Annotated in this window: 19 protein-coding genes and 1 other RNA gene; 8 read left to right on the plus strand and 12 right to left on the minus strand. The window is 65.7% G+C overall.

Features of this window, described 5'->3' with window-relative positions:
• Positions 1-65: 65 nt before the first annotated feature.
• Positions 66-1133, minus strand: coding sequence for an acyltransferase family protein (locus AB7535_RS39300; RefSeq protein WP_085398439.1), 1068 nt, complete (start codon positions 1131-1133; stop codon positions 66-68).
• A 192-nt stretch (positions 1134-1325) separates the two neighbouring features.
• On the opposite strand from AB7535_RS39300, the gene AB7535_RS39305 reads away from it, so the two are divergent.
• The 4 genes from AB7535_RS39305 to AB7535_RS39320 all read left to right on the plus strand — a co-directional run bounded on the left by AB7535_RS39305 (position 1326) and on the right by AB7535_RS39320 (position 7717).
• Positions 1326-2642 carry a UDP-glucose dehydrogenase family protein gene (locus AB7535_RS39305; RefSeq protein WP_354080250.1) on the plus strand — a complete coding sequence of 439 codons (1317 nt, stop codon included), beginning with the start codon at positions 1326-1328 and terminating at the stop codon, positions 2640-2642.
• A 116-nt stretch (positions 2643-2758) separates the two neighbouring features.
• Positions 2759-5236, plus strand: a complete 2478-nt coding sequence (hrpB, locus tag AB7535_RS39310) for an ATP-dependent helicase HrpB (protein ID WP_085398212.1) — start codon at positions 2759-2761, stop codon at positions 5234-5236.
• Between the two features lie 259 nt (positions 5237-5495).
• On the plus strand, positions 5496-6008 hold the full coding sequence (locus AB7535_RS39315; protein WP_085398211.1) for a TIGR02281 family clan AA aspartic protease: 513 nt from the start codon (positions 5496-5498) through the stop codon (positions 6006-6008).
• A 209-nt stretch (positions 6009-6217) separates the two neighbouring features.
• Positions 6218-7717 carry a phosphomannomutase/phosphoglucomutase gene (locus tag AB7535_RS39320; protein ID WP_085398210.1) on the plus strand — a complete coding sequence of 500 codons (1500 nt, stop codon included), beginning with the start codon at positions 6218-6220 and terminating at the stop codon, positions 7715-7717.
• Between the two features lie 177 nt (positions 7718-7894).
• Here the strand turns inward: AB7535_RS39320 and AB7535_RS39325 are convergent, their stop codons facing one another.
• The 11 genes from AB7535_RS39325 to AB7535_RS39375 all read right to left on the minus strand — a co-directional run bounded on the left by AB7535_RS39325 (position 7895) and on the right by AB7535_RS39375 (position 18115).
• Positions 7895-8404 (minus strand): Lrp/AsnC family transcriptional regulator, encoded by a 510-nt coding sequence (locus AB7535_RS39325; protein ID WP_014491365.1) that lies wholly within the window; start codon positions 8402-8404, stop codon positions 7895-7897.
• A 97-nt stretch (positions 8405-8501) separates the two neighbouring features.
• Positions 8502-9425, minus strand: coding sequence for a sugar kinase (locus tag AB7535_RS39330; protein ID WP_439037604.1), 924 nt, complete (start codon positions 9423-9425; stop codon positions 8502-8504).
• 13 nt (positions 9426-9438) lie between these two features.
• Positions 9439-10383 (minus strand): NAD(+) diphosphatase, encoded by a 945-nt coding sequence (gene nudC / locus AB7535_RS39335; RefSeq protein ID WP_085398524.1) that lies wholly within the window; start codon positions 10381-10383, stop codon positions 9439-9441.
• Between the two features lie 9 nt (positions 10384-10392).
• Entirely contained in the window at positions 10393-10812 is a 420-nt protein-coding gene (locus AB7535_RS39340; RefSeq protein ID WP_085398523.1) for an HIT domain-containing protein, read from the minus strand.
• Between the two features lie 254 nt (positions 10813-11066).
• The gene (locus AB7535_RS39345; RefSeq protein WP_085398522.1) at positions 11067-12194 is read right to left on the minus strand and encodes a muconate cycloisomerase family protein; all 1128 of its coding nucleotides are present in this window, start codon (positions 12192-12194) and stop codon (positions 11067-11069) included.
• Complete coding sequence (locus tag AB7535_RS39350) at positions 12191-12946, minus strand: SDR family NAD(P)-dependent oxidoreductase (RefSeq protein WP_085398521.1); 756 nt, start codon at positions 12944-12946, stop codon at positions 12191-12193. Before AB7535_RS39350 ends, AB7535_RS39345 begins: the two co-directional genes overlap by 4 nt.
• Positions 12946-13752, minus strand: a complete 807-nt coding sequence (locus AB7535_RS39355) for an amino acid ABC transporter ATP-binding protein (RefSeq protein ID WP_085398520.1) — start codon at positions 13750-13752, stop codon at positions 12946-12948. Before AB7535_RS39355 ends, AB7535_RS39350 begins: the two co-directional genes overlap by 1 nt.
• On the minus strand, positions 13749-14411 hold the full coding sequence (locus tag AB7535_RS39360) for an amino acid ABC transporter permease (RefSeq protein WP_008131668.1): 663 nt from the start codon (positions 14409-14411) through the stop codon (positions 13749-13751). The genes AB7535_RS39355 and AB7535_RS39360 overlap by 4 nt, the downstream gene beginning before the upstream one ends.
• A 188-nt stretch (positions 14412-14599) precedes the next feature.
• A complete protein-coding gene (locus tag AB7535_RS39365) occupies positions 14600-15448 on the minus strand; it encodes a transporter substrate-binding domain-containing protein (protein ID WP_085398526.1) in 849 nt (282 codons plus the stop codon).
• A 428-nt stretch (positions 15449-15876) separates the two neighbouring features.
• Positions 15877-17358 (minus strand): catalase, encoded by a 1482-nt coding sequence (locus AB7535_RS39370; protein WP_354080258.1) that lies wholly within the window; start codon positions 17356-17358, stop codon positions 15877-15879.
• A 115-nt stretch (positions 17359-17473) separates the two neighbouring features.
• The gene (locus tag AB7535_RS39375; RefSeq protein ID WP_439037605.1) at positions 17474-18115 is read right to left on the minus strand and encodes an HD domain-containing protein; all 642 of its coding nucleotides are present in this window, start codon (positions 18113-18115) and stop codon (positions 17474-17476) included.
• A gap of 104 nt (positions 18116-18219) precedes the next feature.
• Between AB7535_RS39375 and AB7535_RS39380 the strand changes: the two genes are divergently transcribed.
• From AB7535_RS39380 to AB7535_RS39395, 4 genes are all read left to right on the plus strand, one after another.
• Complete coding sequence (locus AB7535_RS39380; RefSeq protein ID WP_085398517.1) at positions 18220-19200, plus strand: GlxA family transcriptional regulator; 981 nt, start codon at positions 18220-18222, stop codon at positions 19198-19200.
• 127 nt (positions 19201-19327) lie between these two features.
• An RNA gene (gene ffs / locus AB7535_RS39385) (signal recognition particle sRNA small type) lies at positions 19328-19424 on the plus strand.
• A 94-nt stretch (positions 19425-19518) separates the two neighbouring features.
• A complete protein-coding gene (locus AB7535_RS39390) occupies positions 19519-21357 on the plus strand; it encodes a DNA polymerase III subunit gamma/tau (RefSeq protein ID WP_439037606.1) in 1839 nt (612 codons plus the stop codon).
• Between the two features lie 122 nt (positions 21358-21479).
• Complete coding sequence (locus AB7535_RS39395; protein ID WP_085398515.1) at positions 21480-21800, plus strand: YbaB/EbfC family nucleoid-associated protein; 321 nt, start codon at positions 21480-21482, stop codon at positions 21798-21800.
• Position 21801 lies beyond the last annotated feature (1 nt).

Genomic DNA, 21801 nt, shown 5'->3' on the forward strand with positions numbered 1-21801 from the left:
CGATCACTGGCGTCTCGGCGTACTGGGTCGCCCGGTCGAGCCGGGCGACGACACCGAGAGGGCGGCTACTCCGCCGCCTGCAACACTGGCCCCGCCTTCTTCGGCGCGATCCAGAACGTCTGCGGCCGTTCGAACAGGAAGCGGGCATTGAGCCGCAATGCGACGTACCAGATCGCGAGCGATCCGATCACGCCGACGATGGTGACGATCAGCGACACCGTGCCGATGTCGGCAATGATGCCGGCGCGCAGCAGCAGCGTTCGTGTCGCCGCCATCGGCAGGAAGAAGGCGAGGTAGATCACGATCGAATGCTCGCCGCAGAAGCGGAAGAAGTTCAACCACTGTGCGCGCGCGAGCAGCGTGCCCATCGTGATGATGGCGCAGGCGCCGGCGAAGCCGAGCGCGAGCGAGACGATCTTCCATTCGCTGGCGCCGAGCGCGACGAGGCCCGCATTGACCAGCGCCCAGGTCGCAAGCGCCGCCAGCGCGAGTGCGGGATGGTTGCGCGCGCGATCGGACAGCGCGAACACGTAAGGCGCGAACAGATATCCCGAATAGAAATAGACGAAGCGCGCGCAGAATTCGTCGATCGCGGTCCAGCCGGTCGAGATGCGCGCCGTCTCCAGCGCGGCAGCGATGAGCCAGATCGCCAGCGGCGGGACTCGCCGTGTCAATTTTGTGACCACGAAGAAGATCGGCAGCAGGTAGATGAACCAGAGCGTGCCGAACGGTTCGACGAAGGATTCCAGATACAGCAGGCCGGCCTCGCGCCAGCTCGTCTCCGCCGCGAATGCCGGTGCCTTGAAGCCGAACTGGATTGTCACCCAGACGACATAGAAATAGGCGAAATGCACCACCTTGCGGTCGAGATAGGTTCGCCAGTCCCGATCGATCACCAAGGGCAGGAACAGGCCCGAAATCAGGAAGAAGTCCGGCATCCGGAACGGCTTTGCGAAGGCCACGGCGACATGCATGAAACCGGTCTGGCCGGCCGCGATCTCCACCCCCAGCACCGAGTGCATCATCACGACCATGACGATGCAGATGCCCTTGGCATAGTCGACCCAGTCGACACGTGCGGGCGAGGGGGCCTTGGAAAGCCCGCTCGCGGCGATTGTGCCTGATAGTGCCATGGTGTCCCGTTTCGAGGCGCGGTCCGCCCGGCTCTGTGCGGACGTGGCGCAGTGTGAAGCCTTGCGGTTTAAGGTTTCTTTACCGGTACAATTCGCGTGCCGGTTTTTGCATCCGGGCTGTTCTCTCCCCTCAGGAAAATGCTAAACCGCTCGAGTTGGGGTTTCGTTAACCAAGCTGGAACAGGGTTTTTCATGCGAATCGCGATGATCGGAACGGGCTATGTGGGACTGGTGTCCGGAGCCTGCTTTGCGGATTTCGGTCACGACGTCACCTGCGTCGACAAGGACGAGAAGAAGATCGCGGCGCTTCATCGCGGCGAGATTCCGATCTACGAGCCCGGCCTCGACGAACTGGTCGCGACCAATGTGAAGGCCAAGCGGCTCGACTTCACCACCGATTTGTCGAAGCCGGTCGCGGACGCCGATGCCGTCTTCATCGCGGTCGGCACGCCCTCGCGCCGCGGCGACGGTCACGCCGATCTGTCCTATGTCTACGCCGCCGCGCGCGAGATCGCGCAGTCGCTGTCGGGCTTCACCGTCGTCGTGACCAAGTCGACCGTCCCGGTCGGCACCGGCGACGAGGTCGAGCGCATCATCCGCGAGACCAACCCTGCGGCGGACGTCGTCGTCGCCTCCAACCCCGAATTCCTGCGCGAGGGCGCGGCGATCCGCGACTTCAAGTATCCCGATCGCGTCGTCGTCGGCACCTCCGACGAGCGCGGCCGCAAGGTGATGGGCGACGTCTATCGCCCGCTGTCGCTGAACCAGGCCCCGCTGATGTTCACGGCGCGCCGCACCGCCGAGATGATCAAATACGCCGCGAACGCGTTCCTCGCGACCAAGATCACCTTCATCAACGAGATCGCCGATCTCTCGGAAAAGGTCGGCGCCGACGTGCAGGAAGTCGCGCGCGGCATCGGCCTCGACAACCGCATCGGCACCAAGTTCCTGCATGCGGGGCCCGGCTTCGGCGGCTCCTGCTTCCCGAAGGACACCAAGGCGCTGATCAAGATCGCGCAGGACTATGACGTGAGCCTGCGCATCGTCGAAGCCGTGCTGGCCGTCAACGAGAACCGCAAGCGCGCGATGGCGCGCAAGGTCAGCCAGGCGCTCGGCGGTAGCTTGCGCGGCAAGACCATCGCCGTGCTCGGCCTCACCTTCAAGCCCGACACCGACGACATGCGCGATGCGCCGTCGATTCCGCTCGTCACCGGCCTGATCGACATGGGCGCGACGGTCAAGGCTTTCGATCCCGTCGGCATGGAGCAGGCCAAGGGCGAGCTGCCGAACATCACCTATTGCGAGGACGCCTATTCCTGCGCGCAAGGCGCCGATGCGCTCGTCATCGTCACCGAATGGGTGCAGTTCCGCGCGCTCGATCTCGGCCGGCTGAAGGCGACCATGACGCAGCCCGTCGTCGTCGATCTCCGCAACGTCTACCGTCCCGAAGACATGGAAGCCGCCGGCTTCACCTACGAGAGCATCGGCCGTCCGCCGGTGCAGGGCTGACGGTCCACTGCCGCAACGATTTCGTCATGGCCGGGCTTGTCCCGGCCATCCACGTCTGTTTCTAGTCGAAGACGTGGATGCCCGGCACAAGGCCGGGCATGACGAATGGATAGGCCTTGCCCCGCAGCTTCGACACGCCCCTCCCGATCGACGCCGTGCTCGACGACCTCTCGCGCACGCTGGAGGTGCATAACGCCGCTGTGCTGGTGGCGCCGCCCGGCGCAGGCAAGACCACGCGGGTGCCGCTGGCGCTGCTGGATGCGCCCTGGGCCGCGGGCAAGAAGATCATCGTGCTGGAGCCGCGGCGTATCGCTGCCCGGGCGAGTGCCGAGCGCATGGCCAAGTCGCTTGGCGAGCGCGCCGGCGAAACCGTCGGCTACCGCGTCCGCTTCGGCTCGAAGATCTCGCGCGCGACGCGCATCGAGGTGGTGACCGAGGGGATCTTCACCCGCCAGATCCTCGACGATCCCGAGCTCTCCGGCATCGCGGCCGTCCTGTTCGACGAATTCCACGAGCGCTCGCTCGATGCCGACATGGGCCTCGCGCTGGCGCGCGACGCGCAAACCGGCCTGCGCGAGGATCTGCGCATCCTCGTGATGTCGGCAACGCTCGACGGCGCGCGCGTGGCAAAGCTGCTCGGGGAAGCGCCCGTTGTCGAGAGCGAGGGCCGCGCCTTTCCGGTCGAGACGCGCTATCTCGGCCGCAAGGCGGATGCGCCGGTCGAGCGGCAGATGGCGGATGCGATCGCGTCCGCGCTGCGCGCCGACAGCGGTTCGGTGCTGGCGTTCCTGCCCGGCGCCGCCGAAATCCGCCGCACCCAGAATTTCCTCAGCGAGCGCGTCCAGGATGCCAGCATCGAGATCGTGCCGTTGTTCGGCGCGCTCGACGCTGCCGTGCAGGACCGCGCGATCGCGCCCGCGCCGAAGGGCACGCGCAAGGTGGTGCTGGCGACCTCGATCGCGGAGACCTCGCTCACCATCGAGGGCGTGCGCATCGTGGTCGATTCCGGTCTCGCCCGCGTGCCGCGCTACGAGCCCGACATCGGGCTGACCCGGCTCGAGACCGTGCGCGCTGCGCGTGCGGCGGTGGACCAGCGCCGCGGCCGCGCCGGCCGCACCGAGCCCGGCGTCTGCTACCGGCTCTGGGATGAGCCGCAGACGGCCTCGCTTGCGCCCTACACCCAGCCGGAAATCCTCAGCGCCGACCTCTCCTCGCTGGTGCTCGACCTCGCGCAATGGGGCGTCGCCGATCCTTCGGCGTTGTCATTCCTCGATCCGCCGCCGCTGCCCGCCTGGAAAGAGGCGAAAAGCCTTCTCTCCGAGCTCAACGCGCTTGATGGCGACGGCCGCATCACCGCCGAAGGCAAAAGCCTGCGCGCGCTGGCGCTGCCGCCGCGGCTGGCGCGCATGATCGTGGATTCGCATCGCGTGGGCAGCGGCGAAGCCGCCGCCGAGATCGCGGCCATCATCACCGAGCGCGGGCTCGGCGGCGACAGCGTCGATCTCGAGTACCGGCGCGACCAGTTCCGCCGCGATCGCTCGCCGCGCGCCGCGAGCGCGCGCGATCTCGCGCGGCGCTGGGCTTCGCAGGTGGCGGCGTCGGAGAAGGCCGCAACCGGACAGGACGATCTCTCGACCGGCCTGATGCTCGCCTACGCCTTCCCGGACCGTGTCGCGCGCAACCGCGGCAATGGCACCTTCGTGCTCGCCAATGGTCGCGGCGCCGCGGTGGAGCAGACCTCGTCGCTCGCCCGCGCGCCCTACATCGCGATCGGCGAGATGACGGGCACGGCGGCGAGCGGCCGCGTTCTGCTGGCAGCGCCGATCGGCGAGGACGACATCGAGCGGCATTTCGCCGAGCATATCGAGACCGTCGACGAGATCTCCTTCGATCGTGGCGCGATGGCGCTGCGCGCGCGGCGCAAGCGCGCGCTGCATGCGATCACACTGTCGGAGGCAACACTCGCGGTGTCGCCTTCGGAGGACACCGCGCGCATCTTAGCAGATGGGCTGATTGCCGCAGGTCTCGACCGGTTGCCCTGGTCGAAGGCCGCAAAGCAGTGGCGCGACCGCGTGATGTTTCTGCGCAAGGCCGAGGGCGACAGCTGGCCCGATTTGTCCGACGACGGACTGATCGCGCGGCGCGACGACTGGCTGGTGCCGGCGCTCTACGACAAGATCGCACTCAAAGACATCTCGGCCGGCGATCTGTCCGACGCGCTGATGGCGCTGCTGCCCTGGGAGATGCGCGCAAGGCTCGATCGCGAGGCGCCGACGCATTTCGAGGCGCCGACCGGCAGCGTGCTCGCGATCGACTACGAGGCCGAGCAGGGGCCGACTATCGCGGTGCGGCTCCAGGAATTGTTCGGGCTCAACACCCATCCGTCGATCGCCGCCGGCAAGGTGCCGCTGGTGCTGGAATTGCTGTCGCCGGCGCAGCGCCCTGTGCAGGTGACGCGCGACCTCCCCGGTTTCTGGCGCGGCAGCTACGCCGCGGTACGCTCCGACCTGCGCGGCCGCTACCCGCGCCATCCCTGGCCGGAGGATCCGGCGAGCGCGCTGCCGACCCGGCGGGTCAAGCCGCGCGGGACGTGAACCGCAAGTAGACCCTCATGGTGAGGAGCGCGGAACGCGCGTCTCGAACCATGCAGGCCCAACTTTCGCCCGCGGCCATCCTTCGAGACGCCCGCCGTTGGCGGGCTCCTCAGGATGAGGATCTGTCGTACTGGCGACACTGCGCCATTAACCCTCCGCTCATCCTTTTCGTCAAAATAGCGGCGCTCTGACCGCAGCGTCGCTCGCGGCCAGACGTGTCGCGTGGTGAAATCGAGCTTTCCGGCTCGGAAGTGGTGTGATGCGTAACATAATGATCCTCGCGGCCATCATGATCGGCCTCGGCACGTTCATGGCGCAGATGGCGGACAGGATGAGTTCCGCCTCCGCGACGTCAGCGCCGCGCACGACGATCACGGTTGCTGCGACGGCGCCGGCCGGTGGGCGCAGCCTCGCCATCTCCCGCGATGGCCGTGGCCATTTTCAGGCCGAAGGCCGCATCGACGGCCAACGGATCGGCTTCATGATCGACACCGGCGCCTCCGTGGTCGCGCTGAACGAGAGCTCGGCCGCCCGCTTTGGCCTCCGTCCCTCGCGCGGCGAGTACAACGCCACCGTCTCGACCGCCAACGGCACCATCAAGGCGGCGCGCACGCGCATCGCCATGCTCGAGGTCGGCGGCCTCGTCGTGCGCGACGTCGACGCCATGGTGCTGCCGGACGAGGCTCTGTCGGAGAACCTGCTCGGCCTCTCCTTCCTGTCCCGCCTCAAGCGCTTCGAATACGCCAACGGCCAGATGGTGCTGGAGCAGTAAGCCGCCTCAAAGGCGCTCACCGCGCCGACGAACGGTCGTTCGCACGGATTTTTTCAGGACGGCATTGGCGGAAGTCTCGCGCCGGGCCGCGTTTTCCCGTTACCAAACTGCCGCAATTATAAGCCATAAGCTGCCATTCCCGCCTTCCGCTGCGGCCCGGCATTCGCTAAGGCTGCATCAATTCCCGCCATTTTCACGAGACCGTCTCAATGTTCCCCAAGCCGAAATCCGTCTTGTTGCCCAACACCTATGCCTTCGAATCCGAGCCGATGGTGAAGGCCACGGGTTTTCGCGAATACGACGCGCGCTGGTTGTTCCAGAAGGAAATCAACCTGATGGGAATCCAGGCGCTCGGCATGGGGCTGGGCGCGCTGATTGCGGAGCTCGGCGTCAAGCAGGAGATCGTCACCGGCCATGATTTCCGCGGCTATTCGGCCTCGATCAAATATGCGCTGATTTCCGGCCTGATGGCTGCGGGCTGCAAGGTGCACGATATCGGGCTCGCGGTGACGCCGATGGCCTATTTCGCGCAGTTCGATCTCGACGTGCCCTGCTGCGCCATGGTCACGGCCTCGCACAACGACAACGGCTGGACCGGCGTGAAGATGGGCGCCAACCGCCCGCTGACCTTCGGCCCCGACGAGATGACGCGGCTGAAGGAGATCGTGCTCAACGCCGAATTCAAGAACAAGGCCGGCGGCTCCTACCAGTTCCACGAGAATTATCCGGCGCGCTATATCGCCGATCTCACCGGCCGTCCGAAGCTGACCCGCAAGCTCAAGGTCGTCGCCGCCTGCGGCAACGGCACTGCCGGCGCGTTCGCGCCGCAGGTGCTGGAGGCGATCGGCTGCGAGGTGATCCCGCTCGACACCGAGCTCGACCACACCTTCCCGAAATACAATCCGAATCCGGAAGACATGGAAATGCTGCACGCGATCCGCGACGCGGTGCTGCATCACAAGGCCGATGTCGGTCTCGGCTTCGACGGTGACGGCGATCGCTGCGGCGTCGTCGACAACACCGGCGAGGAAATCTTTGCCGACAAGGTCGGCGTGATGCTCGCCCGCGACATGTCGGCGATCCACAAGGATGCGCATTTCATCGTCGACGTGAAGTCGACCGGTCTGTTTGTCACCGATCCCGTGCTGCAGAAGCAGGGCGCCAAGGTCGCCTATTGGAAGACCGGCCATTCCTACATGAAGCGCCGCACCCACGAGACGGGTGCGCTCGCGGGCTTCGAGAAGTCCGGCCACTTCTTCTTCAACAAGCCGTATGGACGCGGCTACGACGACGGCCTGGTGTCGGCACTCGCGATCTGCGACATGCTCGACCGCGCGCCGGGCAAGTCGATGGCCGATCTGAAGAACGCGCTGCCGAAAACCTGGTCGTCGCCGACCATGTCACCGCATTGCGCCGACGAGACCAAATACGGCGTCATCGACCAGGTGGTGAAGCATTTTGAAGGCTTGCAGGCCAAGGGCGCCAAGATCGGCGGCCAGGCGATCCGCGATCTCGTCACCGTCAACGGCGTACGCGTCACGGTCGAGGACGGCAGCTGGGGCCTGGTGCGCGCGTCCTCCAACAAGCCCGAGCTCGTCGTCGTGGTCGAGAGCCCGGTCTCCGAGCAGCGCATGCACGACATGTTCGAGATGGTGAACAGCGTGCTCCGCACGCATCCCGAAGTCGGCGCGTACAATCAGACGATTTGAGGGGCATCAGGGAGCACAACCCGCGCCGCAAATCTCCGCTGTCATGCCCCGGCTTGACCGGGGCATCCAGTACGCCGCAGCTTCTCCGTATCCAATCGCCGCCTCTGGAATACTGGATCGCCCGGTCAAGGCCGGGCGATGACAGCTTCCTTGTGGTGAGACCTGAGAACTAAGCCTCTAAGCCGCCACCACCGCCGGGATCGGCAGCGCGGTGACCGACTTGATCTTCTCCATCGCGAAGCGCGAGGTGACGTTCTTCAGCGGCACGGCGCTGATCAGCTTCTTGTAGAACACGTCATAGGCCTGCATGTCGGCGACCACGACGCGCAGCATGTAGTCGACGTCGCCGGCCATGCGGTAAAATTCCATCACCTCGGGCATGGCACTCACGGCCTCGGCGAACTTCTTCAGCCAGGCGTCCGAATGGTCGGCGCTCTCGACTGACACGAATACGGAGATGCCGAGCCCGATCTTGTTCTGGTCGACCAGGGCGACGCGCTTCAGGATCACGCCGTCGGCCTCGAGGCGCTGGATGCGCTTCCAGCAGGGGGTCGAGGACAGCCCGACGCGGTCGCCGATCTCGGCGACGGAGAGGGACGCATCCTCCTGGAGCACCATCAGAATCTTGCGGTCGATGGCATCGAGGCGGCGGCTGGTCTCGGGGAGTTGCACGGCGAGGTCAGTCATTTGAAGAACTTTGTTCCATTTCAGGGGCTGATTTCCCTGATATAGAGAAAATCTTTCCACGGCAAGCCTATAATCTCGGCGTAACAGTGGAACTTCTCTAGAGCCTGCCTCGTAAAAGCTCTTCAACTTCAACGCGTTGTGGGGCGGCCATGCCGCCACCGTGGCGGGTGCATTTCAGCGCTGCGGCGGTCGCGGCGAATCGCAGCGCCTCCCGCACCTCCGCGCCCTCGGCGAGGCCAAGCGTGAAGGCGCCATGGAAAACGTCGCCGGCCCCGAGCGTATCGACCGCCTGAACCGGGAAGGCCGGGGTCTCCTCCAGCTTGCCCGCCTCGTTCAGCCAGATCGTGCCGCGCGGGCCGCGCGTGGCGGCGAGAAGGGCCGGCGTCAGCCCTGCCAGGCGCTTCAATGCCTCGCCGTCATCGGCGACACCGGCCGTCTCCTGCACCTGGTCGCTGGCGAACAGCACGTGCGAGGCGGCCGTGAGCAGGCCGTCCTGCAACGACATCGCGCGATCGACGCCGACGATGACAGGAATGCCGCGCCGTCGCGCCTCGGCGCAGAGATCGATACAAAGGGCGCCGCAGCGGCTCTCGACGAGGACCGCCCGGCAATCGGCGAGCAGCGCGTCACCGTCCGGCAGCTTCACGCTCCACAGGCCGGGATCGCGATAGATCGTCAGCGTCCGCTCGCCCGAGGGCTCGATCAGGATCGCGGAGACCGGCGTGGTCAGGCCGGGCACGCGCACCACGTGCGTCGTGTCGATGCCTTCACTGGCCATCTGTTCGAGAATGAAGCCGCTCGACGCTTCCCGTGCATCGCCCATCGGTCCTGCGAAGGAGACCCGGCCACCGAGCCGCGCGATGGCGATCGCAGCATTGAGCGCGTTGCCGCCGCAGATCTCGGCGAGATGCGTGGCGTTGGCCTTGCTGCCGCGCGCGGGCACGGCCTCGACGCGAAAGGTGAGGTCGCGCACGGGAATGCCGATGCAAAGGATGTGCGGCGCGGTCCCTGATATGGCCACCGGCGGCCCCAGCTTACGCGCCGGTCTTGTCGTGCACCCAGCGGCCGAGCAGGTGGTGGGCGATCGCGAACGGATGCGGGCCGGCGAGCCCGTCCGGATGCGTCCGCGTCAGCATCAGCGCGGCCTCCTCGCGGGTGAACCAGCGCGCGTCCTCCAGCTCGGAATGATCGACGACGACGTCCTCGTTGAGCGCCCGCGCGCTGCAGCCGATCATCAGCGACGATGGATAGGGCCAGGGCTGCGTCATGTAATACTGCACGTCGGTGCAGCGGATTCCGGATTCTTCGAGGATTTCCCGGCGTACCGCGTCCTCGATGGTCTCGGCGGCCTCGACGAAGCCGGCGAGACAGGAATACATCCCCGGCGGGAACTGCTTCTGGCGGCCGAGCAGGCACTTCTCGCCGGAGGCGACCAGCATGATCACGACGGGATCGGTGCGCGGAAAGTGCTCGGCCTTGCAAGCAGGGCACTCGCGCTTCCAGCCGCCTTCCTTCATCGCGCTCCGCGTGCCGCAATTGGCGCAATAGCCGTGGCGCTGATGCCAGCTCACCATCGACTTCGCCATCGCGATCGCCGAGAGCTCGCCGGGCGGAATCGCGCCCTGCATCGCCATGCCGCGCAGCTCGGTGACGGTGTAGTCCTCGCGGCCGATCAGCTTCTCGGCCGCCGCCTGCGACATCCCCATGCCGAACACCGCGGCGCCGTCGCGCAGGCCTAAGAAGATCGTGCCGGGGTTGGCGCCGCATTTCAGCGCCTCGTCTACTCCCAGCAGCGCGCGCGCCTTGTCGCCCTCGCGCTTCACCAGCAGCGAGTCGCGGTAGACGACATAGGCGCGCGACAATGGCTTCTGCTCCATCGCGAACAGCTTTTCGTCGTCGCGGCGCAGATGCGCGGCGCGATCGAGGACGTTGGTGACGAAGGCCGGCTGTCCCAGCGGAAACGAGTCGAATGCTGACATTTCTTGTTCTCAACCCAACCAGATCTTGCGGCGAAGCGCGCTGATGAAAGTCTGCACCTCGGTGGCGTCATGCGCCAAGGGCTTCATCACGCCCCAGACCGGCCGCGGCCATGCAGCGTCGCTGGTCCGGCGTGCGATGATGTGGACGTGAAGCTGCGGCACGAGGTTGCCGAGCGCGGCGACATTGAGCTTGTCGCATTTGGTGATCTCTTTCAGCGCGCGCGAGACGCGGGAGATCTCCGTCATGAGTTGCGCCTGCTCCACCTCGTCGAGATCGATGATCTCGACCGCATCGGGTCGCCGCGGCACCAGCAGCAGCCAGGGATAATGCGCGTCCTTGATGACCAGGACCTTCGAGAGCGGCAGGTCGCCGATGTCGATGGTGTCCTCTTTCAGGCGGGAGTGCAGCGACCAGGCGGGTTCAGACATATGCGTTTCCGGATGGCCCGATGGGGGCGGGCTTGTTTGGCCGGACCATACGATACGGAGTTAGCTAGGGGAAGGTTAGGGACCGCGGGGGCGGCATGCTCCGCTGTCGTCCCGGGGCGCGCAAAGCGCGAGCCCGGGACCCATAACCACAGAGAGAAGTTTGGCGAAGATGCGTGGTGACCAGCTCGCGCGACAACCCCTCCCTGTGGTTATGGATTCCGGGCTCGCGCTACGCGCGCCCCGGAATGACGAACTCACGCCTCCGCAAGCACCCGCGCATTGGCGCGGACGGAGGCCTCGCTGACGCGGATCCCGAGGCCCGGGCCGTCGGGCACCACGACATGGCCGGCGCGGTTGGCAACGCGCTCTTCCAGCACGTCCTCGGTCAGCACGTGATGCGGCATGTAGAATTCGCAGCCGAGCGAGATGCCCGGCGTTGCCGCGATCAGCTGCGTCCCGGCGGCAAGCCCGATGCCGCCCTCCCACAGCGTGCCGCCATAGCCGGGCAGGCCGGCGATGTCGGCGATCGCCATGATCGCCTGCGCCTCGAACAGGCCGCCGGCTTTCATCAGCTTGATCGAGACGGCATCGGCGGCTTCGCGGCGCACCACCTCCATCATGTCGCGGCGGTCGAAGCAGCTTTCGTCGGCGAGAACGGGTGTTTCCAGCGCCGCGGTGAGCTGCGCCATCACGTCGAGATATTTGCGCGGCACCGGCTGCTCGATGAAGGTCGGTGCGAATTCCTCGATGTCGCGCAAAATCTTGATCGCGCCGAACGGCGCCAGCGCCTGGTTGTAATCGACGCGCAGATCGACCTTGTCGCCGAATTCCTTGCGGATCGCTTCGAGATGATCGAGATCCTCGCGATGCGGCTTCACGCCGGTCTTGACCTTGTAGATGACGTTGCCGTCCGGAACCATTTTTCGCATGCGTTCGAGATCGGCGGCGAAATCGGGATCGGCGATGGAGAAGGAGAGGGGAATCGTGTCGCGCACGCGGCCGCCGAGCAGGTCGGCGACCGACAATCCCGACGACTTGCCGACGATGTCGAGCAGCGCCATCTCGATCGCGACCTTGGCCTCGGCATGACCGACCAGCGCGCGGTCGAGCTCGGTCATCAGCGCGCGGATGCGGCGCACGGGTTTGCCGAGCACGATCGGCCGCAGATAGATGTCGAGCGCGGAGAAGGCCGCTTCCGGCGTCCCCGTGAACACTTCCCACGGTGCCGCCTCGCCCCAGCCGATCACGCCGTCGCTCGCGGTGAGCTCGATCAGCACGCGCTTCACCGTGCCCTTGACGTTGCCGACGCCTTGGAGGCGCGCCATCTTGATCGGGCTCTCGATCAGGAACAGCCTGATGCGTTCGACGGTTGCTTCGGTCATGTCAGGCCTCCATTGACGTGCCAGACCTGGCCGGTGACGTAGGACGCCTTCGGTGATGCCAGGAAGGCGATGATCTCGGCCACTTCTTCCGGCCGCCCGCGGCGGCGCATCGGGATCAGCGCCTCGGTGGTGGCGATCTGCTCGGGCGAGAGCCGGCTCTCGCTCGGCTTGTCCTTGATGATGAGGCCGGGTGACACAGCATTGACGGTGATGCCGTCTTTTGCGAGCTCGATCGCGGTGAGACGCACCAGCGCTTCGAGCGCGGAGCGGCTTGCCGCCGTTGCGGCAAAGGGTGCGAATTCCGGCCGGATCGCATGCGCGACGAAAGAGGACACCGCCACGATCCGCGTATCGCGCCCGGCACGCAGCAGCGGCAGCGCGGCGTCGACCAGCCGCGTGAACGCCAGCGCCGATTCGTCCATCGCCTGCCGGAACTGATCCGCCGGCGTGCCGATCGCGCTGCCGCGGCGGGCATGACCGCCGACCAGGATCAATCCGTCGAGCCGTCCGAAAACGCGTTGCGCGGCGGCGACGGCGTCGGTAACGGCTGCTTCCTCGGCGAGATCGCCGAGGCATTTTGCGACGGCGGCGCCTTTCGCTTCGGCTTCGGCCGCGGCGGCATCGAGACCTTCCGCGTTCGAGCGGGTGTGGAGCAGCAGCGCGGTGCCGGGGGCCGCGAGCAGTTTTGCGGTGGCGCGGCCGATGCCGCTGGCGGCACCGGTAACGAGATAGGCGCGATCGATATCAGGCATCACGGTGCTACGTTGGCCGGCGGCAACGCGCCGGTGCGGTGGAAATGGCTGAGGAAGGCGCGCGTCGCGGCTTCCTGCGGATTGTCGATCACCTGCCGCGCCGGACCTTCCTCGACCACGACGCCGTCGCGCATGAAGATGAGGCGGTCGGCGACCTCGCGGGCGAAGGCGATCTCATGGGTCACGATCACCATGGTCATGCCTTCCGAGGCCAGCCGCTGCATGACGGCGAGCACCTCGCCGACGAGCTCGGGATCGAGCGCCGAGGTGGCCTCGTCGAACAGCATCACGTCCGGCTCCATCGCGAGCGCACGTGCGATCGCGACGCGCTGCTTCTGCCCGCCGGACAGCGTCGCCGGATATTGGTCGGCCTTCTCCGCAAGGCCCACCTTGGCAAGCTGCGCGCGCGCGAGCTTCTCGGCGTCCGCCCTGGCCATGCGGCGCACCGTGACGGGCCCCTCCATGACGTTCTGAAGCGTCGTCATGTGCGGGAACAAATTGAAATGCTGGAACACCATGCCGGTGGTGGTGCGGAATTTGGCGAGTGTCTTCACGTCCGGAAGCTTGGCGCCTTCGCCGAATTGGAAGCTTGTGTCGCCGACGCGGACGCTGCCGCCGTCGGGCACGACCAGCAGATTGATGCAGCGGAGCAGTGTCGACTTGCCGGAGCCGGATGGGCCGATCAGCGCCACCACGCCCCCCTTGGCCACGTCGAGGCTGATGTTCTTCAGAACCTCGTTGCTGCCAAAGCTCTTGCGAAGGCTGCGGATCTCGATCTTCGAAGTGTTCCTGGATGGCTCGCTCATTCGCTGACCGCCAGTCGCTTCTCGCCGCGGCGGACGATGATGGTCAAGGGAATCAGGATCGCCGCATAGGCGACCGCGACCGCGGTGTAGGTCTCGAGCGGCCGGTAGCTGTCATGGGCGGCGACCTGGCTCTGGTAGACGAGGTCGGGCACGGCGAGCACCGAAACCAGCGAGGTGTTCTTGAACTGGATGATCGACTGGTTCATCAGCGCCGGGATCATGCGCTTGATCGCTTGCGGAAGCACGATGCGCCGCATGCTCTGTCCCGGCGTCATGCCGAGCGCGGCGCCGGCTTCCGACTGGCCTTTGTCGATCGAGATGATGCCGCCGCGGATGATCTCGGAATAGAACGAGCCGCCATAGAGCGAGAGTGCGAGCGCCGAGGCCGTGATCGGCGTCATCTCGACGCCGGCCAGGATCGGCAGCGCGTAATAGAACCAGATCAGCTGCACCAGGATCGGCGTGCAGCGGAACGCCTCGATGAAGGTGAGGGCGAGGAGACGCACCGCCTTGAAGCGCGACAGGCTGCCGAACGCGCCGAACAGGCCGAAGACGAGACCGAGCACGACGATGACCACGGTGAAGCCGACGGTGACGCCGAGCCCGTTGAGAAAGAGCCAGCGATAGCTCCAGAGGATGCCGAAGTCCCACTGATACATGCGTGCGTTACTTTTACCCGATGTCAGTTCAGAAACTTGTCGTCATGCCCGGGCGTAGCCGTCCGAAGGACGGCGTCGCTTCCGCTCGCCTATGTCCCGGGCATCCACGTTCTTGGTGCCGCGAGTCAGGCGTGGATGGCCGGGACAAGCCCGGCCATGACGGTGTGGATACTTCAGGCGCTCATCACCTACAGCGAAACGCCCGGCGGAATGTCCGCTTCGGTCACGCCCACCAGCTCCATGTTGGTGATGATCGCGTTGCGGATGAAGCCGAGGCCCTTGTTGAAGTCGATCCAGGTGTTGACGTAGTCGCGGAAGGTCTTGTCGTTCTCGCGGCGGAAGCCGGCGTTCGACGTGGTGGCGAAGATCGGCGTCGGCAGCACGAACTGGCCGAGCGAGGGATTCTTCTTCAACACGGTCAGCGACAGCATGGTGATCAGGCACTGCGCGTCGACGCGGCCGGTTTGCAGCGCGGCGGTGGCATCGTCGGCGGTCTTCAGTCGCGAGATCTGCGCCTTCGGCGTCAGGCGGCTGACGACCTGGTCGTGCGACGAGCCCTGGTCGACGGCGATCTTGACGTCGGGCGAGTTCAGCTCGGCCCAGCTCTTCGGCTTGAAGTCCTTCTTGCAGAGGATGCCGAAGGCGTTGTTGAAGACCGGCACCGAGAAGTCGACCACCAGCGCGCGCTTCGGGGTCGGGTTGAGGCCGAAGAAGATGTCGATCTTGTTGGACTGCAGATCGAGCACCGAATTGCCCCAGGTGGTCTCGGTGATCTCGAGCTCGGCCTCCATGTCGTCGGCGAGCGCCTTGGCGATGTCGATGTAGAAGCCCTTCCACTGGCCGCTGGCGAGGTCCTTCATGTAATAGGGCGCGCCGCCGCCGACCGCGCCGATCCGCATCTTCTTGGTGCGGCGAATGCGGGCAAAGGTCGATTCGTTGGAATCCGCTGCGGTCTGCGCCACGGCCGGTGAGGCCAGCGTGGCTGCAGCCATCGCGCCAAGTCCGACAATCGATGCGACATCACGACGTGTAACCATTTTGAGGAATCGCTTTTCTGGTTGGATGAAGGTGAGTGGTTGATCTCGCGCGAAAAATTCGCCCATCAATCGGCGTCAGCCGGCTGAAAAATGCTCAGGATCGGATTTTCGCGCACCCTTTGTTTCGGTTCCGGCAGGATTTCATAGAAAGGCGCTGCCGGGCGGGCCCTGTCAAGACTCGATTGCCTCAGGGATGTGCGGGGCCTCGAAGATAGGCAGGGAGCCCATCGGCCATGACGCTTTCCGAGGCGAACGTCCGCATCTGCACTTCGCGACGATGCGCGAGGGAAGGCCCGGCGAGCGCGTCGGCTCGAGCTATTTTCGCGAGAAAATTGAGAGGTTTCGGCGGTTCGCTTTAAAAATGCGAACGGCGCCCTGTCGGCGCCGTTCGCCGAAGACGGCGAGAGGTCGGTGCGGATCGACCGACCCTATTCCGCGGCCTTTTCCGTTCCCTTGGCACGAACGGTCGCGAGGCGCGTCAGCGCGTCGCGGACGCCCGCGCCATAGGCGGGATCGGCCTTGGTGCAATTGGCGATGTGCCGTTCCTGGATCGCGATGGCCGCCGCTCCGACGGCGCGCGCCGTGTTGTCGAACAAGGCCTGCCGCTGGGCTGCGTTCATCTTGCGAAAGAGGTCGCCGGGCTGCCGATAGTGATCGTCGTCGATGCGGTGATCCCAATGTGCGGCTGCACCATCGATCTCGAGCGGCGGCTCGTTGAGATCGGGCTGGTCCGTCCACTCGCCACGGCTGTTCGGGAAATAGGTCGGCGTCCTCCCGAGATTGCCGTCGGTCCGCATTGCGCCATCGCGATGGTAGCTGTGATACGGGCATTTCGGCGCGTTGACCGGGATCAGATGATGGTTGACGCCGAGGCGATAGCGCGCCGCGTCCCCGTAGGAGAACAGCCTCGCCTGCAGCATCTTGTCGGGCGAGAAGCCGATGCCCGGAACGACGTGGGCCGGCGAGAAGGAGGCCTGTTCGACCTCGGCGAAGACGTTTTCCGGATTGCGGTTCAGCTCGAAATAGCCGACCTCGATCAGCGGGAAGTCCGCCTTCGGCCAGATCTTGGTCAGGTCGAACGGGTTGAAGGCAAACGCCTTGGCCTGATCGTCGGTCATGATCTGCACGAACATGGTCCAGCGCGGGAAATCGCCGCATTCGATGCTCTCGAACAGGTCGCGCTGGTGAGTCTCGCGGTCCTTGCCGATGAGGGCTTCGGCCTCGGCGTCGGTCAGGTTTTCGATGCCCTGCTGCGTCCGGAAGTGAAACTTCACCCAGGTCCGCTCATTGGCGGCATTGATGAAGCTGTAGGTATGGCTGCCAAAGCCATGCATGTGCCTGAAGCTTCTGGGAAGGCCGCGCTCGCTCATCACGATGGTAACCTGGTGCAGAGCCTCCGGCAGCAACGTCCAGAAATCCCAATTGTTGTCGGCGCTGCGCATTCCGGTTCGGGGATCGCGCTTGATCGCATGATTGAGGTCGGGAAAGCGCAAGGGATCGCGGAAGAAGAACACGGGCGTGTTGTTGCCCACCATGTCCCAATTGCCTTCCTCGGTGTAGAACTTCAGCGCAAAGCCGCGGATGTCGCGTTCGGCGTCGGCTGCGCCGCGCTCGCCGGCAACGGTCGAGAACCGCGCGAACATCGGCGTCTGCTTGCCGACTTCCGAGAAGATCTTCGCCTTGGTGTATCGGGTGATGTCATTGGTCACGGTGAAGGTGCCGAAGGCGCCGGAACCCTTGGCATGCATCCGTCGCTCCGGGATCACTTCGCGATCGAAATGTGCTAGCTTCTCGATCAGCCAGACGTCTTGCAGCAGCGCGGGCCCGCGGCGGCCCGCGGTCATGATGTTGAGGTTATCGCTGACGGGCGCGCCCGTCGCATGGGTCAAACGTTTCGGCTCATCGGCCATGGGATGCTCCTGAATATGGGGTCATTGGCTATTGCTGCCCGCGTGCGAAATCTCAGGCTCGCATGGGTCCACAGCAGTCGATTTCGAGATCGCACTGTCCTTGCGCGAACGCCGGTCAACCGCGCCAATGCGAGTTGCGGATGACGCTGCAGAAATTGCCGCGATGGAAATGCGGCTCCTTGTCGGCGATGACGTCGGCCTTGACGTTGCCGAACGTCGTATCGGGCCGATGCTTGATGCCGTCGTAGAAGGCCTGGATGATGTCTTCCTTGAAGTGCGGCGTGCGCGGAAAGGCGTTCACGACCGCCTCGCGCTCCGCGTCGGAATATTCGTCGTAGGTGAGCCCGAGCACGTCCATCTCGACGCCCGCGGTCACCAGCGCGACGACGGGGTGCATGTGCTGGGGGACGCCCGGCGTGGTGTGCAGGGCGATCGCGGTCCACACCGTGTAGGCGTCGGCTTCCGAAATGCCGTGGCTGCGCAGGAAATCGCGCGCGGCATGCGCGCCGTCGACCTCGAACCGCTCGTGTTGGCTGCCATGGCCCGGCATCAGGCCGATGTCGTGAAACATGGCGCCGGCGTAGAGCAGTTCGCGGTCGAACGTCAGCCCACGGCGGACGCCGGCCATCGCGCCGAACTGGTAGACGCGGCTGGAATGGTTGAAGAGCAGGTCCGTTTCGGTATCGCGGACGTATTCGGTGATGGCGCGCGCCAGCTTGCTGTCGGGAATGACGGCGGCCTCGGTGATTTCTGACATGAGCAGCTCCTGAAATTTTGGATCGCGTCCACTGTAAATCCGGGCTACGTTGTCTTAAATCGACGTAATACGTCAAAAACGGACAAATCCGGATCGAGGCGGACATGGGTGCAAAGCCGAAACCAAGGACGGTTGTGATCGTGGCGCTGCCAGGCGTGCAGCTGCTCGATGTCGCAGGGCCGCTCGATGTGTTCGCCGAGGCGAACGTGCAGGCCGGCTATCCCGCCTATGCCTTGTTCGTGGCGGGCGCGGAGCCAGGGCCGATCCGCAGTTCCTCAGGCGTCCAGCTGATGCCCGACCGAATCGTCGACCGCGACTTCCAGGAGCCGATCGACACCTTGCTGGTGGCGGGATGCCCGAACGCGGCCGAAGTCCCGGCGGACGGGAGCGTGATCGACTGGCTGCGGCGGCGGGCTTCGCGGACCCGCAGATTCGGCTCGGTTTGCAGCGGGGCCTTCTTCCTTGCCGCCGCCGGTCTCCTTGATGGCAGGCGGGTCACGACGCATTGGGCGGTCGCAGACATGCTGGCCAGCAAATTCCCGTCGGTCACCGTGGACAAGGATGCCATCTACGTCACCGACGGCAAGCTCCGCACGGCCGCCGGCGTGACCGCAGGGCTCGACCTCGCGCTGGCACTGGTCGAGGAAGATCTCGGGCGCGACACGGCCATGAGAGTCGCAAGCCAGCTCGTGATGTTCTTCAAGCGCCCGGGTGGGCAGATGCAGTTCACCCGCAAGGGCGAGGCTGTTCCCGCCGGCCGCGCCGCATTGCAGGAGCTGCAGCGCTGGGTCGCCGCCAATCCCGGGCTCGACCACAGCGTTGCGAGCCTGGCGACGCGCATGGAGCTCAGCCCGAGGCACTTTGCACGGCTGTTCCGCGCCGAGGTGGGCGTCACGCCTGCGACCTGGGTCGAGGAAGCCCGCGTCAATGCGGCGAGGCGGCTGCTCGAGTTTGGCAATGAAGCCCCGAAGCAGGTGGCGCTCCATTGTGGATTCGCCGATGCCGATACGCTGCGCCGCGCGTTCAATCGTCACGTCGGCGTGACGCCCGCCGAGTATCGCAAGCGGTTTGCGCGAATCACGTAGGTTCCAGCTCGCCAACACTGAGCCGGCTTCCGCGTCCAAATGGGCCGGCGGGGGCCGCCCAGCGGGGTGTGCGGGACCTACGGATACCCGCTTGCTTTCCCGACCTTTTGGCCCCAAATAGGGACCGGGAGATTGGCGGTGGACGAGCCACTCGCCAACCGGGTCAGGTCCGGAAGGAAGCAGCCCTAACGAGGTCCGGATCGGGTCGCTCGTCAGTCTCCTACCTGTTTTTCCGAGCGAATTGCGCCGGCGGGCTTCCCGTCAGCGCGCTCCTTTCCGCAAAAGCCGGGCGAAAGACATTCCATTGCGGATCGACCGATGACCGACGCTGGCGCCCCTCCCAACCCCGACAGCGCCGGCCAGGCCAGCACGCCCTACCGGGTGCTGGCGCGCAAATACCGGCCCTCCAGCTTCGACGATCTGATCGGCCAGGAGGCCGTGGTGCGCACCGTCTCGAACGCGTTCGAGACCGGGCGCATTCCGCAGGCCTGGATCCTCACCGGCGTCCGCGGCGTCGGCAAGACCACCACCGCGCGTATCCTGGCCCGTGCGCTCAACTACGAGATGCCGGACGGATCGGTGAAGGGCCCGACCATCCACATGCCGACCCTGGGCGTGCATTGCCAGGCGATCATGGAAAGCCGGCACATGGACGTGCTGGAGATGGACGCGGCCTCGCACACCGGCGTCGACGACGTCCGCCAGATCAATGACAGCGTGCGCTACGCGCCGGCCAGCGCCCGCTACAAGGTCTACATCATCGACGAAGTCCACATGCTGTCGACGGCGGCGTTCAACGCCTTCCTGAAGACGCTGGAGGAACCGCCGGAGCACGCCAAATTCGTGTTCGCGACCACCGAGATCCGCAAGGTTCCGGTCACCGTGCTGTCGCGCTGCCAGCGTTTTGACCTGCGCCGGGTCGAGGCCGACGTGCTGATGAAGCACCTCGCCAATATCGCGGCGAAGGAGAACGTCGAGATCGAGCCCGAGGCGCTTGGCATCATCGCGCGCGCCGCGGAAGGCTCGGTGCGCGACTCTCTGTCGCTGCTCGACCAGGCGATCGCGCACGCGGCAGGCACCGTGAAGGCGGATGCGGTCAGGCAGATGCTGGGCCTCGCCGACCGCACCCGCGTCATCGACCTCTTCGATTCGCTGGCGCGCGGCGACATCGCTGCCGCTTTCAAGGAGTTCCGCGACCAGTACGACGTCGGCGCCGATCCGATCGTCGTGCTGTCGGACCTTGCCGAGTTCGTCAATTTCGTCACCCGCGTGAAGATCGTGCCGGCGACCGCCGACAACGTCGCCTATGGCGAGACCGAGCGCGTGCGCGCGCGGGATTTTGCCTCGAAGATCTCGATGCGCGTGCTGTCGCGGATGTGGCAGATGCTGCTCAAGGGCATCACCGAGGTGCAGGCCGCGACGCGCCCCGCAGCGGCCGCCGAGATGGTGCTGGTGCGCATCGCCTATGTCGCCGACCTGCCGACGCCGGACGAAGCGATCAAGATGCTGGAGCAGAACGGCGGCGGCTCGCCGGTCGTGGGCGGCGGAAGTGCCGCGCGCAGCGGCGCGCCGGGTGCGCCGGTGGCCTCCGCGGCGCCGGTTGCCTCGGCCGCGCCCATGCGCGCACCGACTTCGTCACCGTCCGCGTTCGGCGGCGGCGCCGCCCGGCCGCAGATGGCGGCGCCCGCGCCGGATCCGCAAGGAGCCGCGCCCCAGCTGCGCATCACGAGCTTCACCCAGCTCGTCGCGGTCGCCGGGCAGAAGCGCGATCTCATGATCAAGGCCGCGCTCGAAGGCGACATGCGCCTCGTCCGTTTCGAGGAGGGCCGGCTGGAAGTCGCGCTCGAGCCCAACGCCTCCAAGACCATGATCTCCGAGCTTGCGCGAAAATTCGAGCTCTGGACCGGCCGGCGCTGGACCGTGATCGTCTCCAACGAGCAGGGCCAGCCGACGCTGCGCTCGGTGAACCACGCGGCGAAGCAGGAACATGCGCGCTCCGCTGAAGCCGATCCGCGCGTGCAGGAGGTGCTGTCGCGTTTTCCCGGTGCGAAGGTCGTCGAGGTCCGCAGGCTTGCCCCCGAGGCGCCGGAAACCAATATGAATGCGGACTATGGCAGTGACGATCCGCCCGATGGTTCCGACGGCGACGATCTCTAGAGCATGATCCGGACCCGAAGGGCCGCGTAGCGCAAAGTGTGAAGCGGTTTTCCGATTAGATCATGCTCAAACCAAGAGTTAAGGCGCGATGACGAGTCATCGCGCAACCAAGGACAGCACCGATGGTCGATATTTTCGGCATGATGAAGCAGGCGCAGCAGCTGCAATCCAAGATGCAGGAGATGCAGGATCAGCTCTCCAGCGTCGAGGTCGAAGGCATCTCCGGCGGCGGTCTCGTCGCCGTGCGCATGACGGCGAAGATGGACGTGAAGGGCATCAAGATCGATCCCTCGCTGATGAAGCCGGAAGAGCGCGAGGTGCTCGAGGACCTGCTCGTCACCGCCCTCGGCGATGCCCGCCGCAAGGCCGAAACGGCCGTGCAGGAGAAGATGCAGGCGCTCACGGGCGGCCTCAGCCTGCCACCGGGTATGTTCGGCCAATAAG

Source organism: Bradyrhizobium sp. 956_D2_N1_4, assembly GCF_052076025.1.
GTDB lineage: Bacteria > Pseudomonadota > Alphaproteobacteria > Rhizobiales > Xanthobacteraceae > Bradyrhizobium > Bradyrhizobium barranii.

What these genes read in the sequence shown, in the direction of transcription:
- AB7535_RS39300 (WP_085398439.1), bottom strand. Translation starts at nt 1,133, where the DNA reads ATGGCACTATCAGGCACAATCGCCGCGAGCGGGCTTTCCAAGGCCCCC.
- AB7535_RS39305 (WP_354080250.1), top strand. Translation starts at nt 1,326, where the DNA reads ATGCGAATCGCGATGATCGGAACGGGCTATGTGGGACTGGTGTCCGGA.
- AB7535_RS39315 (WP_085398211.1), top strand. Translation starts at nt 5,496, where the DNA reads ATGCGTAACATAATGATCCTCGCGGCCATCATGATCGGCCTCGGCACG.
- AB7535_RS39320 (WP_085398210.1), top strand. Translation starts at nt 6,218, where the DNA reads ATGTTCCCCAAGCCGAAATCCGTCTTGTTGCCCAACACCTATGCCTTC.
- AB7535_RS39325 (WP_014491365.1), bottom strand. Translation starts at nt 8,404, where the DNA reads ATGACTGACCTCGCCGTGCAACTCCCCGAGACCAGCCGCCGCCTCGAT.
- nudC (WP_085398524.1), bottom strand. Translation starts at nt 10,383, where the DNA reads ATGTCAGCATTCGACTCGTTTCCGCTGGGACAGCCGGCCTTCGTCACC.
- AB7535_RS39340 (WP_085398523.1), bottom strand. Translation starts at nt 10,812, where the DNA reads ATGTCTGAACCCGCCTGGTCGCTGCACTCCCGCCTGAAAGAGGACACC.
- AB7535_RS39345 (WP_085398522.1), bottom strand. Translation starts at nt 12,194, where the DNA reads ATGACCGAAGCAACCGTCGAACGCATCAGGCTGTTCCTGATCGAGAGC.
- AB7535_RS39350 (WP_085398521.1), bottom strand. Translation starts at nt 12,946, where the DNA reads ATGCCTGATATCGATCGCGCCTATCTCGTTACCGGTGCCGCCAGCGGC.
- AB7535_RS39355 (WP_085398520.1), bottom strand. Translation starts at nt 13,752, where the DNA reads ATGAGCGAGCCATCCAGGAACACTTCGAAGATCGAGATCCGCAGCCTT.
- AB7535_RS39360 (WP_008131668.1), bottom strand. Translation starts at nt 14,411, where the DNA reads ATGTATCAGTGGGACTTCGGCATCCTCTGGAGCTATCGCTGGCTCTTT.
- AB7535_RS39365 (WP_085398526.1), bottom strand. Translation starts at nt 15,448, where the DNA reads ATGGTTACACGTCGTGATGTCGCATCGATTGTCGGACTTGGCGCGATG.
- AB7535_RS39370 (WP_354080258.1), bottom strand. Translation starts at nt 17,358, where the DNA reads ATGGCCGATGAGCCGAAACGTTTGACCCATGCGACGGGCGCGCCCGTC.
- AB7535_RS39375 (WP_439037605.1), bottom strand. Translation starts at nt 18,115, where the DNA reads ATGTCAGAAATCACCGAGGCCGCCGTCATTCCCGACAGCAAGCTGGCG.
- AB7535_RS39380 (WP_085398517.1), top strand. Translation starts at nt 18,220, where the DNA reads ATGGGTGCAAAGCCGAAACCAAGGACGGTTGTGATCGTGGCGCTGCCA.
- AB7535_RS39390 (WP_439037606.1), top strand. Translation starts at nt 19,519, where the DNA reads ATGACCGACGCTGGCGCCCCTCCCAACCCCGACAGCGCCGGCCAGGCC.
- AB7535_RS39395 (WP_085398515.1), top strand. Translation starts at nt 21,480, where the DNA reads ATGGTCGATATTTTCGGCATGATGAAGCAGGCGCAGCAGCTGCAATCC.